The sequence below is a fragment of the Fuerstiella sp. genome (genome assembly GCA_022447225.1).
Classification (GTDB): Bacteria; Planctomycetota; Planctomycetia; order Planctomycetales; family Planctomycetaceae; genus S139-18.
Genome location: JAKVAZ010000003.1, coordinates 105044 through 129333, shown reverse-complemented (window position 1 = coordinate 129333; position 24290 = coordinate 105044). Strand labels below are relative to the sequence as shown.

Genomic DNA, 24290 nt, shown 5'->3' with positions numbered 1-24290 from the left:
CACTGATGAATGATTTAGAATTACAGAATCGTACGGCACTGGTCACCGGCGGTTCCCGAGGCATTGGACGTTCCTGCTGTTTGCAGCTGGCTGCCGCCGGCGCGAAAGTGGCAGTGAACTTCATTTCGAATGAGGCCGCCGCCCGGGGGGTCGTAGATCAGATTGAATCAGCCGGCGGCCAGGCAATCTCCTGCAGGGCCGATGTTTCCTCACCTGAACAGGTCCAAATGATGATCGGACAGGTCGAAAAACAACTCGGTCCTGTCGAACTTCTCGTAAACAACGCAGGCGTGTTCGACTTTGTTCCACATGACCAGACTCCTCAGAAAGTCTGGCAGCGGATGCTCGACGTGAACCTGACGGGATGTTACCTGACCATCTGGGCGGTCAAAGAGGCCATGATTGAGCGAGGATTTGGGCGCATTGTCAACATTTCCTCAATTGCCGGTTTAGCCCCTCGGCCAATGTCAATCGCTTATTCCGTCAGCAAAGCAGGCGTGGTTGCCCTGACAAAGAGTCTCGGAGTCGCTCTTGCCGGAGACAACGTCCGGATCAACGCCGTCGCCCCCGGACTCATCGATACCGAAATCCTGGCCGATGTCGATCAGGCCGCTCTGGACGACCTGATCGAAACCACTCCGATGAAACGCATTGGAAAATCCGATGAAATTGCTGACCTGGTTCTGTACCTGCTGTCAGAGCGTTCCAGTTTTATGACCGGCCAGACCCTGGTGGCCAGTGGTGGACGTGTGACGCTGCCATAGCGTTGTTGGATATGGAATGACTCCGGCCTCGCAAACGCTTTTACCAGAGTGAAGTTTGACAGCTTTCGTTAACGCGACCACGAGTGGACACCACTGAACCTGAATTAACGGCATCGCTGTAATTCGCGGGAATCGCGTTTCGGTTCAGACAGAAGATACCAAAATCACCGGAGCGACCCGGTGCGTCTCCTACAGAAAAATACTGCAGCAGGGCACCGGATTTTCGAAGTGCCACGTGTGCAGGAAGCCTGTCAACCTAAACACGAGGACACAGCACGTTGTCTACGCCAGGATCTCATGCACCACTCGGCCGTACACATCGGTTAGCCGGAAATTCCGTCCGACGTGCGGGTAGGTCAGCCGTTCGTGGTCGATTCCCAGTAAGTACTGGAGTGTGGCGTGCAGGTCATGCAGATGCACACGACCCCGGATCGGTTTGTAACCGAAGTCATCAGTTTCGCCGTACACAAAACCTGATTTGACACCTGCACCTGCCAGTAGTGTGCAGAAGCTCTCCTGCTGATGCTCTCTGCCGTGAGCCTCCAGTGGATTGGTGCCGGTAAGGTCCTGGCTCCAGTACGTACGTCCAAATTCACCGGACACCATCACCAATGTATCGTCCAGCAGCCCGCGCTGTTTCAGATCCTGAATCAACCCGGCAATCGGTTTGTCAGCACCTGCACAGGAGTTTGTCAGGTTTTTACGCATATTGCTGTGGTGATCCCAGCCACCAATCGTTACCTGGACATATCGAACACCCGCCTCACTCAGCCGACGAGCCATCAGACAGGCCCGGCCATTCACGTCGCTCGCGCTTTCGTCAATGCCGTACATGTTCTGAGTTTCTTTGGATGCATCAGAAAGATCAACAAGCTCCGGTGTTTCTGCCTGCATGCGGAAAGCCAGTTCGAACGACTCAATGATTCCTTCCATCTGTGAGTCCATTTTAACGCGGGCCAACAGACGTCGATTGGCCCGCTGGAGAAAATCGAGACGGCGACGCTGTACAGACGGGCCGGCATCGGGATCGCGAAGATTATCAATCACGGCGTCGCCGTCGCTGTGTGGTACGCGAAGCGGCGTTCCCTGATGAATCGCCGGAAGGAATCCTGCACCGTGAACCCGTCCGTCTTGCGGAGGATGAATGGTGATAAAACCCGGCAAACTTTGATTTTCAGTTCCGAGCCCGTAACTCAGCCAGGCACCCATCGAGGGGCGTGCTTCGGCAACGTGCCCCGTGTGGAACTGCAGAGCTGCCGCAGCGTGAGCTTTGTTATCCGCAACCATCGCCCGCAACAGACATAATTCATCAGCGACACCCGCCAGAGACGGTAACAAATCCGACATCATCATTCCCGACTGTCCACGTGGACGCACCGGAGATACGGGGGCCATGGGGAGAAACTGATCGACGCCCACTCGAACCTGCCCATCGTCGCCCACGGGTGACTCAATCGCAGCACCGTGCCTTTTTGTGATTTCTGCCTTTGGAGCAAAAAGGTCTCCCTGCGAGGGCCCCCCGGACAGAAAGACAAAAATCATTCGCTTGGCCTGCGGAGAAACGTGCGGCGCACGGACCGCGAGCGGATTTGCCGCATGCGCCGACTGACTCAGCAGCCCGCGGAGTGCCATTCCGCCAAAGCCACACGCCGCAGTTTGCAAAAATCGTTGCCGGGAAAACTGTGACATCATCATATTTTGAATTTCCCACAGGAAAGACAGTGACTTCGCTCATTCAAAACAATCGCCTCACGGGGCCATCCTCCTGCCTGAGTGCAGGCTGTTATCGCGCCGGCCAATTCAAAGCCTCATCAAAAATTCGTTGCTGGCCAATAGTGCGTGACACAATTCAACCAATGCCGCTTCTCCGGCTGCCTCAAGAAACCCCTGGCTCTCCCGCTGTTCCGGTTCTGTGATCGGACGGTTCAGCAGTGTCAGCCAGAGCAGTTGAAGTCGGCCGAACTCATCGTCCTGCTCATTGATGCGTTCCGCAAGTGCCGCTGCGTGTTTTTTGACCACGGGACTGTTCATTAAAAACAGCGCCTGAGTCGGGACAGCCGTAACAGTCCGCCGCCCCGTGAACTCTGAAGGCTGGGCAAAATCAAACACATTTCTCAGTGTTGCCGGACCAGGTTGTGCTGCCGACCGAATGACTGGAAGATAAATGGTACGCCGAAATTCCTGATCAGGCCGCCATTTGGCGAGCCTGAAGTGAGGAGGATTCACATCTGTGGGACTAAGTCCCCCAACGTTATCAGGATATTCCAGCGGCATCGCCGGGCCGCCACCGGAAGGAATCAGTCGGCCTGTTGCCGCAATCATGGCATCACGCAGAGCTTCAGCGTCCAGTCGGAATCGATTCATCCTCCACAGTAATCGGTTATCCGGATCAACAGAATAGCAAACGCTGTCGTGTGCGCTGTCCATTCCGTAAGCTCGACTCAGCACCAGGTGACGAATCAACTTCTTTTGAGACCATCCATTACGAATGAATCCGAGTGCCAGATGATCAAGTAATTCCGGATGAGACGGTCTGTCTCCGGGGAGGCCGAAATAGTCCACGGAACGCACGAGTCCTTCCCCGAACAGTTTCTGCCAGATCCGATTCACAGCAACACGAGCTGTCAAAGGATTCTTACTACTGCTGACCCACACCGCCAATTGCCGCCGACCACTTTGACCTTGGGTTATCGCAGGTGGCTTGTCTGATACCACACTCAGGAACCCTCGAGGTACCAGATCTCCCAGTGCACGGGGATTGCCCCGAATCGTGATTCTCATGTCCTTCGGATCTTCGCCATCCCGAACCGCGTATGTTCGTGGTACCACCGGTGCGAAAAATTCGCCGTGCATGATCTTTTTGTTCAGGATTCCGATTTTTTTTCCTGCCACGTCCCGCTGCTCTTCCAGCTTTTGGCGTTCGGTTTCGGCAAGCTGCGTCTTCTTCACCAGTTCATCCAGTTCCGCTCTGCGATCCTGGATCTGTTCACGTTCCTGTTGCCACTGTGCAAGTTGTTCCTGATGTTTTCCGGCCCGCTGTTCGCGTCTGGACCGCTGAGCATCTGTTTCCGGCAGTTCGGAAACATTCAGGTCACTCCAGACTCCGCGATCCGTTTTATAGACAGAAGAGGTTCCGTAAAAGAAACCAGCCATGGCATAGTAGTCACGCTGCGAAACCGGATCGAATTTGTGATCGTGACATCGTGCACATTCCAGGGTCAGGCCAAGGAAGGCCTTACCGACTTTGTTAAGCTGCTCATCGATGATATCAACCAGCATCTTTTCCTTGTCCGCTTCGACGACATCCATGTCACCCAGTACCAGAAATCCCGTGGCCACCTGGCTGGCCACCTGCTCCTCGATGTTTTCATGACAGTCAAGGTCGCCGGCAATCTGTTCACGGATGAACTGATCGAATGGTTTGTCATTATTAAACGCATCGATCACGTAGTCACGATATCGCCAGGCGTGTTCTGCAAAGATATTGTTGGATGTGCCGATCTGGTCTGCGTAGCCGACCAGATCCAGCCAGTGGCGCGCCCATCGTTCGCCAAACGCACGGGAATCTAGCAATCTGTCAACAATCGCCTCACGCGCCGGGAGAGACGAATCGACTTCGAATTCACGGATCTGCTCAATTGTTGGAGGCAGACCCGTCAGATCAAAACTGACTCGCCGCAGCCACGTGTAACGATCAGCATCCTGGACCGGAGACAGACGAGATTCCTCAAGCTTCGCCAACAGGTAGCGATCAACATCGCTGTACGGCCAGAATTCACTGAGAACTTCCGGCAACGCTGTCTCCCGCACCGGACGAAACGCCCAGTGCCGGCGACCGGCTTCGATATCGATACCTTTATCACTCATTACCAAGGTGGCAGTACGAGGATCAGGGGCTCCGTCCGCCACCCAGCGTTCAAGCTGATGAATCAGTCTGTCGGGCAATTTTCCGGTGGGCGGCATCTCGAGGTGTTCGTACCGAACGGCCTGGATCAGCAGACTCTCATCCGGGCGACCAGGGACGATCGCCGGACCCGACTCACCACCTTTGACCCAGCCACTGCGGGAATCAAGCACCAGTCCGCCGCGCGCCTGCTTCGTGTCATGACTGTGACACTCAAAACAGTTCTCTTTCAGAATCGGCAGGACGTTTTTGCGAAACCCCTGTGTGGTCTCAGTGTCTGATACAACAGGATCCTCGGCTGTGCAAGAACAGCTGAACTGCAGGACAACGACGGCAGACAGTGCAGCCTCGCACAACAACAGACTCCTGAAACAGCGGTGTGTCATCGTTCATACGCCTGATCATAGACCGAGTTGCTGAGACATTCTATGGCGTATCCCGCAGACGACACAACCACGTTTCGATCATACACTGTGTCGAAGAGTCACAAAGGAATGTCCAGCAGACCTAAATACTTTGTGTTCTATTCCGGCAGGACGGCATTGTGGTAAACGTCCTGTACGTCATCGCAGTCGTTTAACAGATCAATAAATTTCTCGAACGAAGCCTGGTCCGTTTCACTTATGTTCGTAGTTGCCTGAGGAAGGAATGTGACCTCCTGCACATCCAGTTCGGTACCGGGAAACGCTTCAAGCAGTGCAGTCTTGGTTTTGTAAAATTCGTCAGCCGGAGCAAACAATGTCAACCGGCCATTAGTGCTTTCGATATCGTCGACATTAATTTCGGCATCCAGCATCGCTTCAAGTACCTGGTCCTCGTTGTCTCCTTTGAAGGAAAGAACGGCCATGTGATCAAACATATGAGAAACCGAACCGGTCGGACCCAGCTTCGAACCGGTTCGATTGAAACAGTTGCGAACATCCGTGATGGTTCGATGATTATTGTCTGTCAGGCAGTCAACAATGACTGAACAACCCCCGGGGCCAAACCCTTCGTAGCGGGCAGAAACAAAGTCTTCTCCGCCGGCACCTTTTGCCTTCTCAATCGCCTTGTCAATAACATGACCGGGAACCTGATCGCGTTTGGCTTTCTCAATCAGGTTTCGCAGAGCCGGATTCGACTCGGGGTCGGCCACTCCGTTCTTTGCAGCCACATACAACTGTGTTCCGTACTTGGCATAGAGTTTTGATTTCTGAGCAGCCGTCTTCATGATCGACTGTTTGCGGTTTTCGAAACTTCTTCCCATAACGATCAACTCATCTGTCGTTGCTGATTGTACGGAGTCGTCGAATCTCCACGACGCTCCTGATAGAGTGTAACGCCATTCTGCCTGACAGCGACTGAGTTCATGGCAACCGTGACCACTCCGGCTATGATGTTTACGTTTTTTTTGCGGACGCTCCATTGATTCCGAAACAGCAATCGTTCCGTCGCCATGTAGTCATGGCAGTGTATTATTGTGAAAATGGTACGTACATGCGTCAACACAGACACTGAAAACGCCGGCCGGGCAGCTTGTACACTTCAAGATGACTGGCAGGGAACTTTTGGCGGTCACCGACTGGACAGGTGCTGTGACAACATCGAATGAAGTCAGTAGCGATGGTGAAGGAAAACGAATCACGGAATCTGCTACAGGCAGCAAAATAACAGCAATGCCGGAGGAAATGGAAGTCACCGTTCCCCCGCGCAAAGACTTCCATTCCTCACCAGACGTTAGCCGGACACATACAGCTCAACCGGCGATACCGAACCGGTTTGATGGCTACGAGATTATCGAGGAAATTGCGCGAGGTGGCATGGGAGTTGTCTATCGTGCCTATCAAAAGAGCCTCGATCGCGTGATAGCGATCAAAACGGTTCTGGCGGGGAACCATGCCTCAGAAGACATCATTCGCCTGTTTCGGACAGAGGCCAGGGCGGCCGCAAAGTTGAATCATCCGGGAATCGTACCGGTGTATGATGTCGGCGAATGTCATGGTTATCACTACTTCTCCATGCCTGTTATTGATGGCGTAAGCCTGAGTGATCGTGTTGCTCGCGGACCACTTGATCCCGATGAAGCGGCCCGCCTTCTTCAGGTAGTTGCTGAAACGATTCAGTTTGCACACGAACACAGGGTGATCCATCGCGACCTGAAGCCCGGCAATATCCTGATTGATCCTCATGACCAGCCGTTGATCACGGATTTTGGTATTGCCAGAAGAATTGACGACCAACAAACACCTGATGACGTGGATACATTGATGGGGACCGCGGAATACATGCCCCCGGAACAGGCATTGGGTGAACCAACCGGACCACTCTCCGATGTGTATTCACTGGGGGCAACCCTGTATTGTCTGCTGACCGGACGCCCCCCGTTTCAGTCACACAACACACTCGACACACTTCTGGCTGTCATTCAACGTGATCCAGTTCCACCCCGTCGGCTCAACGAACGCATCCCTCGTGATCTCGCACTGATCTGCCTGAAGTGCATGCAGAAACGACCTGAGGATCGTTACCAGTCCGCTCGGGCAGTTGCGGAGGAGTTCACTCGTTTTCTTGAGGGTGAACCGGTACTCGTTCATCCGGTCGGTAATGTTGGAACATTTGTTCGCTGGATGCGGCGCGAACCTCGCAGTGCCGCGATTTCTGCGGGACTCGTGGTCTGTTTTACAGCAGCACTTGGGATCAGTGTCTACTATAACTATCAACTTGAAATGCAAAAAGTCGTCGCCGAAGAAGCAAAGGAAACCGCGGAACTGGCTCAGGCAGGAGCAGAACTCTCGGAAGCCCGTGCACGTCGCTGGAAGACAATGGCTGAATCTTTGCTTCGAAGTTCAGCGACCGAGGAAAGTCGGATTGTCCAGGCACTCCAGTACTCAACTCTCGGTGAGGTCTGCTTGTCAGCAACCAGACTGCTGCGGGAAACACGTGTGGGTCCTGCAACCGGTGCGCTGGAAACTTTCCGAACGGCCAGACGTAAGCTCCCAAAGAAGCAGCAGACGAGACTCAGCGGACTGCTCGACCAGATTGAACTTAGCAGACACAGAGCCAACACAGATCCGGAAGCAACACAAACGGCGGTGCGTCAGCTGATCGAAAAAATTCGACAGTTGTGGCTGACTGCAACAGATGACTCACCTCGGACGACACAACTGGTTCGTTCGGTTCTGTACTCTCAGACCTCCGATCTTGTTAACACGGTTGCAACCGCCGACGACCGCAGCGAAGTAAATCGGAAACTTGAGTCGTTACAGGATCTTATTAAGGCTGAATTATTTGTCGTCGCAACAGACGAAGTGTATCTGAGGGCGATCAACCTGCTGGTGGAACTCGATGCGTGGGTATGGGGACCACCTTCCGAATCTCTAAGAGTGTGTGCCGAATCGCTGAGGCAGTCCCTTAAGACAAAATGAGTACCGGTATCCGGCAGTAATTCGTGACAGAGAACATGTCGTCAGGCGGTGAGCAGTCCGTACCTGTTTCACCGGCACTGAATGACATGGCAGAATCATTTGCCAGGAAAAACAGCCGACAGGACGAGTCCGGCGAACGCGACCCCGTGGTCTTCTGTCAGTACCGATTGACACGGTCCGTTCGGATTTCAGGACTCAAACAGTATCCGAACAGCGGGTTTCTTCACCTTACCAAGCGAATTACGAGGCAGTTCCTTCACGATCAGCAGCATTCGTGGAACCTTGTACGCAGAAACACGGACTTTGCACCAGTTCCGCAATTCGGTCATCTCAATGTTCCGTCCTGGCCGAAGCACCACCGCCGCGGCAACAACTTCTCCCCATGTCTGATCCGGAATTCCCACCACAGCGCATTCCGCAATCGAAGAATGATCGAGCAGTGAAGCTTCAATTTCGAGAGCCGACAGCTTGTAGCCGCCACTTTTGATGATGTCGACACTGTTGCGCCCCATGATGCGATAGTAACCGCGTTCCAGCACGGCAATGTCTCCCGTGCGGAACCAACCGTCAGTGAACGACTCCCCGGTAACATCCGGGCGATTCCAGTATTCCTGAAAGACATTTGCCCCGCGAACCTGAATCTCTCCGGATACATCCTCATCAGAAATCAGTTCACCTGTTTCAGATTGAAGGCGAATACCAACTCCTGGCAGCGGCTGACCGACTGCTCCGGGACGACGTTCGCCATGATACGGATTTGACAGCGCCATGCCGATTTCCGTCATGCCGTAGCGTTCCAGCAGCTTCTGTCCTGTCAGGTCGGCCCATCGTGTATGGACGCTGGCCGGGAGGGCCGCGGATCCGGAAACCATCAGCCGCATACGTCTGAATCCGTCTGTAATGACCGTCCGGTCGGCATCACTCATCGACTCCAGTGCAGAAACGAGTTTCACATAAATCGTGGGCACGGCCATGAAGACCGACCATGCATCTTCTGCAACTCGGCGCAGGATGGTCTCTGTGTCAAAACGCTGGAACGGTTCGATTTTTGCTCCGGACCACAGCGCACAGCACACAATGTTGATAATTCCGTGAATGTGGTGCAAAGGCAGAAACAAAGGAATCCGATCCTCAGAATTCCAGTGCCACGCATCGATCAGCGACTGAATCTGAGCCTGAATGTTGAGGTGTGTGGTGACGACACCTTTTGGACGACTGGTCGTACCGCTGGTATACAGCATCATAGCACGACGATCGGGGGCAACCTGCGGCAATTCGACGCACCCGGCATTCCTAATGTCTTCTTCAGTAACCAGCCTTATTTTCTGCCGTTGAGTGATTGCTGCAACATCAGACTCGCGGCCGTACTCTGCGACAACCACCTCCGACTGCGAATCACTCAGGGTGGATACCAATTCCTCTTGCGTGGCAGACAGGCTTAGAGGGACCGCAATACCTCCTGCCCTCCAAATTCCCCACAGAGCAGCGATGTACTCTGCACCCGGCCGCATTTGAAATGCGACGCGAGATTCCTTCAGATCATCCTCACCGTTAAGCACTGCAGCAGCAATTAATTCCGACTGCCTGCAGATATCCTGATATGTGTACGAGGCGCCCCCCCCACAAATCGCAGTCCTGCGACCATGTCCGATTGCGCGTTCGATGAAGGGAAGTTGATTCATACAGCCTCTGACGAAAACACGCCGGTATCACTCAATGTTACAAACCTGCGATCAGTCATGATGCTGTCCTGCGGTTCGGTGTATTTGTTTCAGAGCACGTCGCCAACAGCAAAACAGCCTTCATGTCCCTGTTTCAGACCATTGACAGACAACTTTTCCATTGATCCGAATACATGCCGTCCGGTCCCGACTGTCTGCCATGAATCTATTCACTCGAAACATTTGTGCAATACTGCCCCGGCAACCCCGGTGAATCAACTGCAACGATTCCCCCGAATCTTAACAGGGTGATGATGACCTGATCTGTTCAGACTCCAACGATAGTGTGCGGTTTTGCATCTTTGTGTATCGGTTCATCAGCTCAGCCAAGGACTTTCTGTACAACATTTGCGGGTTCCACACCGGTCAGTCGCTGGTCGAGGCCCTGGAACCTGAATGTCAGCTTTTCATGATCGATGCCCAGGCAGTCAAGAATCGTTGCATTCAAATCCCGAATATGGACGGAATCTTCGACGACGTTGTAACAGAAGTCGTCGGTCCGACCGTGCTGAACCCCGCCCTGAATTCCTCCGCCCGCCATCCAGATACTAAAACAGCGGCCATGGTGATCACGACCATAATTTTCACGAGTCAGTTTTCCCTGAGCGTAAACAGTTCGACCAAACTCGCCGCCCCAAACCACGAGTGTTTCGTCCAGTAATCCTCGCTGTTTGAGGTCTTTGATCAGTGCTGCCGACGCCTGATCGACATCACGACATTGACCTCGAATCTGACTGGGCAGGTTGCCGTGCTGGTCCCAGCCCCGATGAAACAGCTGGACAAATCGAACACCCCGTTCGGCCAGTCTTCGTGCGAGCAGACAATTTGCAGCATAGGTTCCTGGAGTGCGTGAACTCGGACCGTACAAATCAAACACACTCTCCGGTTCGTCCGTCAGATTCATCAATTCCGGCACTGATGACTGCATCCGAAACGCCATTTCATATTGTGCAATCCGGGTACGGGTCTCCGGATCACCGAACGAATCCGCTTTGAGTTCATTCAGTCGCGCCAAGCCATCCAGCATCGCCCGACGACTTTTCCGGTCAAGACCCGGAGGATCGGAAAGATACAAAACAGGGTCGTTACCACTGCGGAATCGCACCCCTTGATGACTGGACGGTAGAAAACCACTACTCCACAAACGTGAAAACAAGGGCTGACCGCCGGCCAGCCCCGTCCCCTGCGAAATTAAAACAATATAAGCAGGCAGCTCGCGACTCTCGCTGCCCAGACCATAGCTAAGCCACGAGCCCATACTGGGTTTGCCAAGCTGCTGTGTGCCGGTATTGATGAACGTAATTGCCGGATCATGATTGATGGCCTCCGTGTTGATCGACCGAATGATCGCAACATCATCTGCGATCGAGCCGGTATGAGGCAGGACCTCACTGAGCCACGCACCGCATTCACCGTGCTGTCGGAATCGAAAGATCGATGACGCGCATGGAAAACTTTTCTGTTTCTGAGTCATTTCCGTGACTCGCTGGCCCTGCCTCACAGAATCGGGCAACTCCGCCCCGTGCAACTCTGTCAATTTTGGTTTGTAATCGAACAGATCGATCTGTGACGGCGCACCTGACTGAAACAGGAAAATGACGCGTTTCGCCCTGGGTGAACTATGTGGCAACCCAGAAAGGCCTCCATTCGGACTGCGTCCCGGAATTCGTTCAGCCCGGACTTCATCTTCCATCAAACCGGCCAGGGCGGCCATTCCCAGATTCCCCGTCGTTCGATTGAAAAGGTGTCGACGGTTCATTGTCAATTTGAATTCATCGAGGGCCTTCATCACGTCATTCCTTGGTGATCGTCTCGTCCATATTCAGGATGATACTGCCAATCGTGGTCATCGCCGCATGTTCACCGGCATCAAGATTTTGGTTTCGTTTTGATTCTCCGACAGTCAGAAGATTTACAGCAGCGTCGGAGTTCCGGTCATAAACGCCATGCTGACGCCGGTACACGTTAAGTAACACCTCAATTTCCAGCGGGTTCGGTTGACGTGCAGTCGCTCTGTTAAACATGAATGAGATCCGGTCCCCCGGATCAACAGCACTGATCATTGCGTTTTCTGCCATCACTCTTGCCGCCTCAACAAACGTCGGATCGTTCATCATGACCAGTGCCATCAGCGGTGTGTTTGTTCGTTGACGGCGAACAGTACAGATTTCACGGGTTGGAGCATCAATGGCAAACATGTTCGGCAGCGGGACAGACCTCTTCCAGTAACTGTAGAGGCTGCGACGGTACAGGTTTGGTCCATGATCCTGATCGTAACCCCGATTGGAAGTCTCCATCCAGAGTCCCGGAGGCTGGTAGGGTTTGACACTCGGACCACCAACCCGCTGCACCAGCAATCCGCTCACTGCCAGTGCATTGTCGCGAATGAGTTCAGCAGCCAGCCGAAAACGAGGACCGCGACTCAACAGACGGTTTCCTGGATCCCGTCCGAATGATTCCGGTGAAATTTTTGAAGATTGCTGATAGGTTGCCGACATCAAAATCAGTTTTACGATCTGTCGAACGTCCCAGCCCGCGCGAACAAACTCCGTAGCCAGCCAGTCCAGCAGTTTGGGATGACTCGGTAGCTGTCCCTGTGTTCCAAAATCTTCCGACGTTTTGACGATCCCGGTGCCGAATATCATTTGCCACAAACGGTTCACGGTCACTCGACTGGTCAGCGGATGGTCCGGTGTGACCAGCCAGCGAGCCAGAGTCAGCCGGCTGGGTTCTGCAGAGTCCGGCAGCGACGGCAAAAATCCCGGCGTGCCTGGCTGAACCTGCGGACCATGCTGATCGTAGACACCACGTTCCAGAACAAACGTATCACGTGGTGTTTTCATGTCCTGCATGACCATCACTGTCAATGTTTGGGCCTCTTCCTGGATCTCATTTTTAAGACGGCGCAGGCTCTCGAGGTCGCTGCTGATTCGCCGATATTGCGCGTCGTGATTCGTGAGATAATACTGCCGCAGCACCTGTCTTTGTTCCTTGGTTCGGTCCTCCACCGACGTGGCCAGAACAGGCACGGCAGGATTCGTGTCAGCCAGTGTTGCAACTTCGGCCGCAGTCAGAGATCGACGGTAAATTCTGACATCATCAATCGCGCCTGCAAAAACATCGGAGGTACTCCGGAGTCCAATATTAAGAGGCGTACCGGTCCTGATTGTGCCCGTCAACGAATCTCGCAGAATCGTGACCGGCTCCTGCCGACCGTCCACGTAGATTCGAAGCCCCCGAGCGCTGACGGAACCGTCATAGGTGACAAACACGTGCGACCACTGAGCGGATTGGAGCTGACTTTTGGTTTTCACGTGAATCGCGTCATCCGGACGGAAATGCGTCATACGGGCTTCAACATGCTTGTCGGTAATGACGACGTCCCAACCTCGATTGGCCTGGGCTGTATCCATACGGGCAAGCACGGCACCGTCACCTTCAGGAAAAACCCAGGCGCCGTACGAAAAAGAATCTGTTCGCTCGAAACCTGCTGCGTCTCCCAGATCGACCCAGGCCCTGCCGTCACAGTCCAGAGCATTCGCCAACCGGCCGGGTTTCCAGACGGGAATTCCCATGAGCGTCCCGTTTCCACTTTCTCCGGCGACATTTATCACCTGATTGTCCGTTGCTGCATCAAGTGGATAATGCAGCAACAGGCCCTCCGGCTGTTTGATCGTGCGGACTCCCCCCTGCAGACAAAGCTGATGCTCCCACGAGTCCGAAACATCTACAGCGACCTCCCGATCTCTTTGCTGTCTCGCCTGTTCCTGTTTTTCAATGTTCCTGTCCAGCATCGCCAGTTTTGCGACAAACCCGGGTGAATCGACATTCACAAGCGGATCGACGTTTCCCATCCGATTTTCAACGCCTTTGTCGGTGACGGAATTAAAATACGCGAAAAATTTGTAAAACTCTGACTGTGAAATCGGATCATATTTGTGGTCATGACACTGAGCACAGTGCATGGTCAAACCGAGCCAGACCGTGGAGGTCGTACGGACCCGGTCCAGTACATATTCGACACGGTATTCTTCTGAAATCCCCGAAGCCGTCACTCCGTGATTTCGGTTAAAACCAGTTGCCACGATCTGGTCGTGTGTGCTGTCGGGCAACAGATCCCCCGCCAGCTGTTCGATGGTAAACTGATCGAACGACATGTTGGAATTGAATGCGTCAATCACCCAGTCCCGCCACGGCCACATGTCACGATGATAGTCCTCATGGTAGCCATGTGTGTCTGCATATCTCGCGGCGTCCAGCCAGTTGAGAGCCATCCGTTCCCCGTAGGCTGATGACCTCAGCAACCGATCCACGACGTTCTCCCAGGCTGCACTGCTGCTGTCGGCGAGAAACGCATCCACCTCCTGCGGTGTTGGAGGAAGTCCCGTGATGTCAAAAGACACCCTTCGAATCAATGTGCGTCTGTCAGCCTGTGAAGAAGGTTTCAGCCCCGCAGCCTGTAGTCGCGCCAGTATAAAATGATCAACGGCATTCTTCGGCCACTCGTTGTCACTCAGCGGTGGCATCAACGGACGCTCCGGTGGAATGAACGACCAGTGTTCCTGCCAGTGCGCCCCCTGTTCAATCCATTGACGGATCAGATCGATCTGTCCGGCGGTCAGCGAGAGACCTGAATCAACTGGTGGCATGTGTTGATCCGGATCGGAAGAAGCGATCCGCCGGTACAGTTCGCTTTCCGAGGTCTTGCCTGCAACAAGCATTCGTTTTCCGTCTCGTTCCACGAATACATCTGCTGGTCGATCAAGTCGCAGACCCGCCTGGTTCCGATTCGTATCCGGCCCGTGACACCGGATACAGGCCTGCGACAGAATCGGTCTTATGTCACGATTGAACTCAACCGAGTCGGACGCTGACGTACAGCGACACACCGTGCACCCTGAGTACACCACAATTACGTACAGCAGAACGCACCCCCTGCTGTACCGTGCACCCGCAATCAGAAAGTCACCGAACCTGAGGCATCTCGCAACAACGTGCTGAGCACGTGATCTGCATTGGCCTGACCTGTTACCATTCATTTTCGTGCCCGTATAAACATGGTCCGGGGTAACAGCAGACCAGCATCGCAGGTTCCCGGCCCCAAAACAACAAAAGACCGAACGCGAAACGTCAGGCATGTCACACTTCCGATCCGGATTCCGGCCGGTTCAAAACCTCACGGCCTGCTGTTCCGGGGTCATCCAGGCTCAACAAAATGTGCGGTCGTTCCGGCTGAACAGGATAACGGTCTCCACTCCCGGGCGGAAACCGCTGATTCACGACCGTCAAAGCTGTTCGTTTACGAACGAAACGTGAAGAGCGGCTCCTATATGCAAAACAGATTCGTCCATTTTGAATTGTGGATGGTGCAGTCCGTGGACAGATCCTGCAGATTCGCTGCGGCAGCCAAGCCCCAGGAAACATGTGGGAACAAAAGCCCCGTAATATGAAAAGTCTTCGCCGCCCATCACCGCGCTGCTAATCGGAACATTGCCTTTACCGACAATCCGCTCACCCATTCCGACGACGTCCTCCCACAATTTCGGATCGTTTGCGGTAACAGGGTAATCTGTGCCCACTGCAACAAACTCTGCAGTGCAGTGATCCGCCGCAGCCAGTGTGCGTGCTATTTCACCGATGCGGAGTTTCAACCGATCTTTGTTAGCCACGGACAAGGAACGGATAGTCCCTTTGATCGTCACGTCTGTCGGAATAACATTGTACGCGGTTCCGCCGTTGATGGCCGTGATGCTGACCAGGCCGGCTTCCAGCGGATCCTGCTCACGGGAAATCAATGTTTGAACCCCGGTTACAATCCTCGCTGCTGCCATAACGGGGTCATTTGCCAGGTGTGGGAGTGCGGCATGCCCCCCCTGTCCTGTAATTTTGATTTCAAATGCACTGGTTGCAGCAAGAAAAACGCCAGGACGACCTGTCAGCTGACCGGACGGAATCAGTGGCCATACGTGAATGGCGAATGCTTTTTGAACGGCTGGACTGCGCATCACGCCTTCCTCGCACATTCTTTGAGCGCCGGCCCCGCCTTCTTCGGCCGGCTGAAAGCATAGTTTCACCGTTCCTTTAAGGCTTGATTCCCGCTGTTTAAGAATCCTGGCGGCACCAAGCAACATGGCGGTATGGCAGTCGTGTCCACAGGCGTGCATCCGACCGACATTGTTGCTCTTGAAATCAACGTCCGCTAATTCCTGAATGGGAAGAGCATCCATATCAGCGCGCAGCATGACACAGCGTGATTCATCATGTCCGATGGTTGCTACAATTCCGGTTTCGGCTATCCCCGATTCAAAGGCAATCTCCAGACGATCCAACTCTTCACGAACGATCTGCGATGTTTCATGCAGTTCATACAGCAACTCAGGACATTGATGCAGTCGGCGACGGATCCGGATCATCCACGGTTCAATTTCCCTGGCGAGTCTGAGTGTTGTTTCGCTGGCGGCTGCCGTCATACCGGGTCTCACTGATCAGGGTTAATTAAGGACTGTCGTGTGTCATCCGGTTCAGATCCGGGTGACGGAAACAGAGATACAAACAAACATCAATCCTCAGACCGGATAAATACGAATCAGGAAGGACACCGACAATAACCCCAGGTCTGAACCGGGCAGGACAAGCACTAGGGACGGAAACACTTCCAGTCCGCAGTTCAAGTGCTGTCGAAGGTGATCCAAAGTAGTGAGTATCTCCTGTCAGGCAGCATGATGAATGATTGTGATCAGAAAATCATCTGCGACCTGCGCGAGGATCAGTTTCCAGCATGAGTGAAGACGGACTGCTGACGAATGGAGAGGTTTAACAAAACTTTCGTCACTGGTGATGCGACAGGCCAAAGAGTTTTGCGGCCACGCCGCCAAATATGCCGTCACGCTCCGTCTGTGGCCGTGACGCCAGTTCGATCATCGGAAGACCCAGAGCATTTGCGTAGCCCTCGCGAAAGCTAACCGGAGGAAAATCACTGCCCCACATGACTCTTCCGGAAAACGCGTCACAGGCCCGCTGCAGGAGTGACAAACCTGCACGCTCGAATGGAAATGACTCCTCCACAGGAATTTTACGGCGACAGAACTCACCCAAACCATGAATTTTCATGAAGGCATTGGAAAATCGACCGAGGCCAAACACCGCGTCCTGTAAGACTTCCACCGATGATTCAGGGTGTGCCGTCATCCCGCCGAGGTGCTCTATGATCACAGGAAGGCCGGGAAACGACTGGAGGACTTCGGCAAACGCGGAAGACGCGAAGGTTTGAGGTGTTCCGGCACAGGAAACAATCATTCCCAATTCTGCAGCCTTGCTCCATATCCACAGTGGATCGTTCGGATGAAGCCGCACACCTTTGGCCCCCTGAGAAGCCAAATCCTGCAACTGCCCGCCGGCGGCGGTATCGCTGGTATCGACAAGTACGACTGACGCAAAACGACCCGGATATCGTGTCTCACATTCGAACTGGTAACCATTGTCGAATTGCCCCTGCATCTGGATCAGTACAGCTCTGTCCACACCAGTCCGATCCATCTGATCTACCAGACTCTCCACCGGTTCGTACCAGCATGTCGACACGTGACAGTGGGAATCTACAATAAACATGAGCAGTTGTACTTAGGTTTCCAGTGATCAAAACATCCGGACAAATCGTGCAACGCTGCTTTTGCCACCAACACCACCTGACATTAATTCAATTCTCGCTAAGCACATTCATGGACAAACACGAGTGGCCCATCAAACATCTCCCGGATAAGCAGATCACACACACACCCCTTCCGGTGTCAGATTTCCGGACGGGATTGGTCAGGATCAAATCACCGGCATGTGATTCACTGCCGCTGGCCTAATACCATGCGGACTTGTCAACAATATTCCGAAGCGGTCTGCCGGTCGCAAATCTCCGGGCATTGTCCAGTAGAATTTCAAACTGGCGTTCAGGAATATTATCAGCATCTCTGGCCGCGACATGCGGTGTCAGGATCACATTTGGAAGGTTCCAGAGCCTGTGATCTCTCGACAAGGGTTCCTGTTCAAACACATCCAGCGCACACCCGGCAATCTGTTCACCTTCGATCGCGGACACCAGATCGTCGAGTTTGGTGGTAAGTCCCCGTCCGATGTTGATAAAAAACGCAGATTGCTTCATGAGCTGGAATCTACCCAAATTCCACATACCCTCCGTCTCAGGTGTGTGCGGCACGGTCACCACGACAAAATCCGCCTGGGGCAGAAGCAAATCAAGTTCTTGAGGATAGTGTTTTTCCAGATATGGAACTTCGTATTCCCATCTGGCGTCAACACCGATCACACGTATTCCGGCTGCAGTAAATATCCTGGCTGTTTCCTGACCGATTCCGCCGACACCGACGATGAGTGCGGTCGATTCAGCCAGATCAATGTAACGGCTCCTGCGAGCGTCAGGGGCCCAGCGCCGCTGTCGCTGAGCTTCCAGGTAATCCGGTAACCCACGCGCCAGACTCAGGACATACATCAGGATATGCTGGGCAATGTGGTCGTTGAATGTTCCGCGCGGGTTGGTCACCACAACCGGATGCTCTATCAACGCCTGGTAGTAAAACTCTTCCGGGGGCGCAATCTGCGGGCTGTGAAGCCATCGCATTTTTTGAGCCAGTGGCAGTAATCGGGGAGGCACCCAGCCAAACACCGCATCCGCTTCGCCGATAACTTTCTGTGCTTCGGAATCATTTTCTGTCAGAACAATGCGATCGTCCGACAATGCCTCCTGCAGACGTGCGGCCCACTGCCGTTTGAGGTCGTCTACTGGCGGTGTGATGACGAGTTTAACCAATTTCTCAGGCCCTGGTTCACATTAAAAAAGACGGAAAAACGTTCACTTAACACATGCCCTGGATGTTCTGCGCGATCAACCAGTTTTTCACCGGCAGTTTGAGGACGCAACGCTGTTATTGGTTCGTTAAGTCTAACAACTCACCAAAACGGATATCAGTCACCCGCGGGAAGACCGACCGCCAGGTATTTTCGTCTCACGACACCCGTCGCCATCCAATCTGGGTGCACTGCAGATCATGACATATCTACATTCGAAAGACGTCATTAAGACTCCGTGCTTTTATCCACCGGTAAAGTCGTGGATGGAGACAGATCTAAATTCAAGATCCGTCGTCGGATCGTGCCCCTGTAAACTGATGTGCCCAGGTTCCAGACGTCTGCCTCGACGCGGATTTTCGTCAGCTTCACGGGTATCCTTCCAGTTAACCACCTGATATCCGTTGACCCAGGTTGCAATGCGATCACCCTGCGCAATCAACGTGCCGTAAAACCACTCATGGTCATCGGCGACGACGTAGCGGGCCGCAACACGACGAAACACGGCACCTGTCCCGGAATCGGCAGGTTTTGTACGGTCGTCATTTTTGAAACCATGGTGTATCTGAAATTCATAACCGTGGGACGGTGAATCTTTAGTGCCCGGCATCGCCCGGAAAAATATTCCACTGTTCAATTCCTTGCCATTCGTGCGAGCTTCCACATGAAGACAGAAGTCTCTGTGCACGGAATTTGTCTGCAGGAACCCTGGCCCATTGCTAACGTGGATCGCTCCATTGACCACACCAAACTCACTCTGACTGCCATCGACGACTGACCAGCCTTTCAATGATTCCCCATCGAACAGCTCCGTGATTCCAATTGGCCTGATGAACACATCGCGAAAGGCGATACGACCTTCCCGCATCTGCAGGCCAAGGACCCCGGTTGATCGCTGGCTTCCGGATTCATCGGTAAAATCCACAATGGACTTCTGGTCCAGCCAGACCTGAATGTGCGGTCCGTCACAGATGACGCGGAACAGATGCCAGGCACCTTCAACCGCCGGAACGTCAACGGCTTTGTGGCGCGCGACCAGACTCCCGGTGGGGAACGCTTCATGGGAATCGCAAATGTTCAACTCATAAGTATCAGTTGCCGGGTCGCGGGGATCCGCTGCTGTTCGCAGAAACACGCCACTGTTGCCATCGGGTTCCAGATAAAACTCGCATCGAAGTTCGAAGTTGTCAAATTTGAACGGAGTTGTCAGCAGGCTCTCTTCACCGCTGTCCGCAACAATGCAACCGTCTTCAACATGCCAGTTTGTCAGCGCGGGGACATCCCAGCCGAACAGAGTAGCTCCATCAAACAAGCTGATCCAGCCGTCGCGGATCTGTTCGGGAGTAAGATTCGGTGTCAGAAAATGAAACGGCTCTGCTTCCGCAGCCTCTGCAGTCTGCGAATCTGATCGTTCCCCGACCGGTGATTTGTCTCCGACCGCGCGTGGAACTTCGGTACTGTCGTGTTGACAACCTGACTGAAAGAGAGTGACGATCAGCGAAAAAACTGCGATCCGACATAACATATCAATATCCCTGTTTGCATCCTGAGTAAGACTCCGGCTGCCCGCTTCGTCTGCAGAAAACCTGGGCGTCCGACCGCGGATTGTCGTCTACACATCTACATTGCCGGCTGACCGGAAGCACACGGACCGTGAACTTAACAATCAAGATCAGATCATTCCCGCGAATTTATGAGTCCGAGGCTGAAAGCCGCCATCGAAGGAAAGATTCCAGGAAGGTATCAATTTCACCATCCAGCACAGGCTGCGGGTTACCAACTCTGGTCCCTGTGCGTGCATCCTTTACATACTGTTCGGGATGCAGAACATAGTTACGGACAGTCGCACCCCCAAAACCAATCTTGGACTTATCGCCGCGCCGAGCCGCTAGCTCAGCATCTCGCTTGTCAATTTCAATCTGGTACAGCCTTGCCTGCAGCATTTTTCGGGCCGTTGCACGGTTCTTGTGCTGGCTTCGTTCATTCTGACACTGTACGACAACACCCGACGAATGAGTCAAACGGACCGCAGAATCCGTTTTGTTCACGTGCTGACCTCCGGCGCCTCCGGCACGGTAAGTGTCTTCACGCACATCACGATCCCAGTCTATTTCAATCTCGCAGGTGTCACCAAGGTCAGGGCTGACATCAACAGCGGCGAACGCGGTATGACGACGACCGGCAGAATCAAAAGGACTGATTCGAATTAACCGATGGTTCCCGGTTTCTCCCTTGAGGTACCCGAAAATGTGGTCACCACGAATCAACAGTGTTGCATTGCGGATACCGGCTTCTTCACCTTCCGAAATGTCAACCTCCTCAACCTTACAGCGTCGTCGTTCCGCCCAGCGAACGTACATACGCATCAACATAAGCGCCCAGTCCGCCGAGTCCGTACCACCTTCTCCGGCCTGAATCTGCACGTACGCTGCACAGGCATCTTCCGGTTCGTTCATTGTCGCCTGCAGTTCAACGCCATCGACCTGCTTTTCCAGATCATCGGCAGCAGACTGCAGTTCTTCAGCGCTGTCGGGATCCTCTTCCGCAAACTCCATTAATACTTTAAGGTCCTCACCATCAGCAACCATTTGCCGAACTGGTTCTACGGACGCTTTTAAACGCTGCATCTCTGCGACAGTCTGCTGAGCTGATTCCTGATGGTCCCAAAAGTCTGCAGCCGTCATACGGTCATTCACTTCCGTCAGTCTCTTTTCCTGATTTTCCAGGTCAAAGACAATCTCGGAGATGAAGGATACGTTCTATCAGTTCATTGCAACGGGCCCTAAGTTCAGCTTCCATGATTCCTGTCTCACCGAAGTGAATCGAATACAGATTCGGGGGCGGGATTTCAGCAAAGTTGATGCCAACATGCAATCAGGAGCCGATATGCAAAACCGATAACGCAGAACTATTTCAACACCTCTCAACACACCATCATTGCCTATAATACGGACGGAGCCCGGCCCCACAGAATACGTTTCCAGTTGACTGGCCGCAGACCGGAGGCGACGCTACGCACTGAAAGCACCCCTTTCTGCATCCCAGCGATCAGTTAACGCACTGTCAGTTTTTCGTAAAGTACTGCGTCAAGAATGTCCAACCCGTCACAAGAAAGTAAACCTGAAGATCAGTCGAGATCCGATGATCTTGTTGATCGCACCATTGGTGAATTCCGACTGCTGCGTCGACTTGGTTCCGGGGGCATGGCCGATGTCTATCTGGCCGAACAGCCATCACTGCAGCGGGTGGTCGCCATCAAAGTCCTGCAGCCCGGTCGCATCGCCGGATTCGACAGTTCGATCGTGGATCGTTTTCAGCGGGAGGCCAGAGCAGCCGGAGGTCTCAGTCATGCAAACATCGTACAGGTGTACCAGACCGGTGAAGAGAACGGGATTCACTTTATCGTTCAGGAATACATTCAGGGCAACAATCTGGCTCAACAGATCCGCCGCGTCGGTCCGCCAAACCTGTATCAGGGTCTGCAGTGGATGCAGCAGATTGCTAATGCTCTTCATGCTGCCGATCAGGCCGGGATTGTCCATCGAGATATCAAACCTGAAAACATCATGCTCACCCGTGATCTGACCGTAAAAGTTACGGATTTCGGGCTGGCACAGCTCAGTCAGCAGGGAGATCAAAAGAATCTGACGCAAACCGGTATCGCCATGGGAACGCCTTTGTATATGAGTCCCGAACAGGTTCGCGGCAGTAAAGTCGATTTTCGGAGTGATCAGTATTCTTTTGGTGTAACGTGTTACCACATGTATGCAGGGAGGCCTCCGTTCTCATCCGGAAATCCGGTGACGGTTGCGGTCCAGCACCTGCAGGATCCACCGCCACCTCTCGCGGGTCATCGAGCCGACCTGCCACCGGAAGTCTGTAATACGATCCACCGAATGATGTCAAAGGAACCATCCGAACGATTCCAGTCCTCGGCCGAGGTCCTCAGGACAATCGCCCCTCTGCACCAGCTGCCGATCAACTCAAGTCTCCGTCAGTCGATCGGAATTCGACGCTGGTTTCCGGGTGCACTGCCTGCCTGGCGTCTGACTGTCGGAGTAATCGCTGCCACAATTCTGGCCGGCACACTGGCCGGTCAACGGTTGGCCCCTCGTCCACTGGTTCCCGATATCCATCCAGTCTCCATAACGCCCAAAGCGTCGGCTGCACAACAGTTCGCAGAGGCGATGCTCAATCCTCGCGACGAGTCGGGCTGGCTGGCGATCCGCGAACACTATCCTGACTCAGATGAGTGGCGATACGCTCAGCTACATCTCGCCATGTTGTATCTCAGTCGGATTCCACCAGAGAGTACTCAGGCGAACCTGATCCTGGAAGAACTGGTCACTTGGACTGATTTGAAGCCGGCAGAATACCGTCGTCTGCGCGCACTGGCTGTGATGGCAGAGGCCATGGCGGCACGTCAGGCTGGAAAACAGTCTGACGAACGCGTCTTTCTGCAACAACTTCGCGACGACGAACTGCTCAGTGAAGACGATCGTGAAGATCTGTCTGAGATTGCCCCCCCGCCATTACGCAATTACGCGAATCAAATCCTGCAACCGAATCCCGATCGCAGTCTGCCGCAGAGACGCAAATAAACACGTTGGATTCGACCGTCCGCAGAAAACAGCTTGCACACATCGTCAGCAGTTCAATGACTTTTGAAATCGTGCAATGTTTAACAGTGACAGATGTTAACGGGGTTTCAATTCGATCGTATCCAGGCGACTCAGGCAGCCGAGGTATCAATCAAACCGGCTGGTGACTCGGATCGGGGCAGTTTCAGCGTGAACTTGGTCCCTTTCCCGGGAACACTCTCAACCCGCATACGACCATGATGAGCTTCAATAATACGACGACACACGGCAAGCCCCAGACCGGTTCCACCCTGACCTCGTGCATCCGCCTGTCGTGTGGTGTAGAACGGATCAAAAATCTTTTGCAACTTGTCATGAGGAATTCCGGAACCATTGTCTCCTACTGAAATTTCCGCCCAGCCTTCATCGGAATTATCACGAACCGTCAGCGTGATACGTCCTCCTTCGTGCATTGCCTGTCGGGCATTCACAATTAAATTCATAAGGATTTGCTGTATCTGACTGCTGTTGACCTTAGCCCAGACCCCCGTGGTGACATCCCGGTCAACACCGATTCTGTGAATTTCAAGATCTTTCTGGACCAGCACCATCACGTCGTCAAGCAATCGGCTGAGTTCTGCCGGATCGTAACGGTCGCTGGTGTTACGTGAGTAGGCCAGCATCCCTGTGGTAATCTTGCTGGCTCGCTGACCGGCCGCCAGGATTTTGTCGAAGGCCTTGTCCCGGGTCACTTCATCCTTATGCCGAACACCCATTTTTGCATAGTTAATCACTGTCGTCAGGATATTGTTGAACTCATGAGTGATACTGCTGGCGAGAGCTCCCACAGAACTCAGTCGCTGAGCTCTCATCAACTGATCTTCCAGCTGTCGGATTCGATCCTCTTCTGATTCCACCTGCTCAATGCTCATCATTGAATGCCCTGATTCCGCTGACTTGATGTACAAACATTAATTATTCCAGGCGGGTCCGTTTTTTGGTCATCTCGACTCACTACGACCGGCACGATCCCTCCTGCAGATATTATCGGCACCCGGTGTTGT

At 53.5% G+C, this 24290-nt stretch carries 16 protein-coding genes; 3 read left to right on the top strand and 13 right to left on the bottom strand.

What is annotated here, in order from left to right; all coding sequences use genetic code 11:
• Positions 1–5: 5 nt before the first annotated feature.
• Positions 6–764 (top strand): SDR family oxidoreductase, encoded by a 759-nt coding sequence (locus MK110_03530; GenBank protein ID MCH2210347.1) that lies wholly within the window; start codon positions 6–8, stop codon positions 762–764.
• A 282-nt stretch (positions 765–1046) separates the two neighbouring features.
• Here MK110_03530 and MK110_03525 read toward each other — a convergent pair whose 3' ends face one another.
• The 4 genes from MK110_03525 to MK110_03510 all read right to left on the bottom strand — a co-directional run bounded on the left by MK110_03525 (position 1047) and on the right by MK110_03510 (position 6105).
• Entirely contained in the window at positions 1047–2453 is a 1407-nt protein-coding gene (locus MK110_03525) for a DUF1501 domain-containing protein (protein MCH2210346.1), read from the bottom strand.
• Between the two features lie 111 nt (positions 2454–2564).
• Complete coding sequence (locus tag MK110_03520; GenBank protein MCH2210345.1) at positions 2565–5054, bottom strand: DUF1549 domain-containing protein; 2490 nt, start codon at positions 5052–5054, stop codon at positions 2565–2567.
• 137 nt (positions 5055–5191) lie between these two features.
• Positions 5192–5878 (bottom strand): YebC/PmpR family DNA-binding transcriptional regulator, encoded by a 687-nt coding sequence (locus MK110_03515; protein ID MCH2210344.1) that lies wholly within the window; start codon positions 5876–5878, stop codon positions 5192–5194.
• A gap of 41 nt (positions 5879–5919) precedes the next feature.
• Complete coding sequence (locus tag MK110_03510) at positions 5920–6105, bottom strand: hypothetical protein (GenBank protein MCH2210343.1); 186 nt, start codon at positions 6103–6105, stop codon at positions 5920–5922.
• A 92-nt stretch (positions 6106–6197) separates the two neighbouring features.
• Here MK110_03510 and MK110_03505 point away from each other — a divergent pair, with 92 nt between their 5' ends.
• On the top strand, positions 6198–8072 hold the full coding sequence (locus tag MK110_03505; protein ID MCH2210342.1) for a serine/threonine protein kinase: 1875 nt from the start codon (positions 6198–6200) through the stop codon (positions 8070–8072).
• Between the two features lie 188 nt (positions 8073–8260).
• On the opposite strand, the gene MK110_03500 is transcribed toward MK110_03505, so the two are convergent.
• The 8 genes from MK110_03500 to prfB form a co-directional block, all read right to left on the bottom strand.
• Complete coding sequence (locus MK110_03500) at positions 8261–9754, bottom strand: acyl-CoA synthetase (protein MCH2210341.1); 1494 nt, start codon at positions 9752–9754, stop codon at positions 8261–8263.
• A 361-nt stretch (positions 9755–10115) separates the two neighbouring features.
• Positions 10116–11582 (bottom strand): DUF1501 domain-containing protein, encoded by a 1467-nt coding sequence (locus MK110_03495; protein MCH2210340.1) that lies wholly within the window; start codon positions 11580–11582, stop codon positions 10116–10118.
• A 4-nt stretch (positions 11583–11586) separates the two neighbouring features.
• Complete coding sequence (locus tag MK110_03490; GenBank protein ID MCH2210339.1) at positions 11587–14442, bottom strand: DUF1553 domain-containing protein; 2856 nt, start codon at positions 14440–14442, stop codon at positions 11587–11589.
• 636 nt (positions 14443–15078) lie between these two features.
• Positions 15079–16263 carry an amidohydrolase gene (locus MK110_03485; GenBank protein MCH2210338.1) on the bottom strand — a complete coding sequence of 395 codons (1185 nt, stop codon included), beginning with the start codon at positions 16261–16263 and terminating at the stop codon, positions 15079–15081.
• A gap of 358 nt (positions 16264–16621) precedes the next feature.
• Entirely contained in the window at positions 16622–17401 is a 780-nt protein-coding gene (locus tag MK110_03480) for an amidohydrolase (GenBank protein ID MCH2210337.1), read from the bottom strand.
• A 241-nt stretch (positions 17402–17642) separates the two neighbouring features.
• Entirely contained in the window at positions 17643–18608 is a 966-nt protein-coding gene (locus tag MK110_03475) for a D-2-hydroxyacid dehydrogenase (protein MCH2210336.1), read from the bottom strand.
• A 282-nt stretch (positions 18609–18890) separates the two neighbouring features.
• Positions 18891–20171 (bottom strand): DUF1080 domain-containing protein, encoded by a 1281-nt coding sequence (locus tag MK110_03470; GenBank protein ID MCH2210335.1) that lies wholly within the window; start codon positions 20169–20171, stop codon positions 18891–18893.
• Between the two features lie 166 nt (positions 20172–20337).
• Positions 20338–21445, bottom strand: a protein-coding gene (prfB, locus tag MK110_03465) for a peptide chain release factor 2 (protein MCH2210334.1) whose coding sequence is annotated in 2 segments (ribosomal slippage) — positions 20338–21375 and positions 21377–21445 — 1107 coding nt in all. Because the reading frame shifts where the segments join, the coding sequence is not laid out codon by codon here.
• 293 nt (positions 21446–21738) lie between these two features.
• Here prfB and MK110_03460 point away from each other — a divergent pair.
• The gene (locus tag MK110_03460) at positions 21739–23247 is read left to right on the top strand and encodes a serine/threonine protein kinase (GenBank protein MCH2210333.1); all 1509 of its coding nucleotides are present in this window, start codon (positions 21739–21741) and stop codon (positions 23245–23247) included.
• Positions 23248–23378: 131 nt separating this feature from the next.
• Here MK110_03460 and MK110_03455 read toward each other — a convergent pair whose 3' ends face one another.
• Positions 23379–24158 carry an ATP-binding protein gene (locus tag MK110_03455; GenBank protein MCH2210332.1) on the bottom strand — a complete coding sequence of 260 codons (780 nt, stop codon included), beginning with the start codon at positions 24156–24158 and terminating at the stop codon, positions 23379–23381.
• Between the last annotated feature and the right edge of the window lie 132 nt (positions 24159–24290).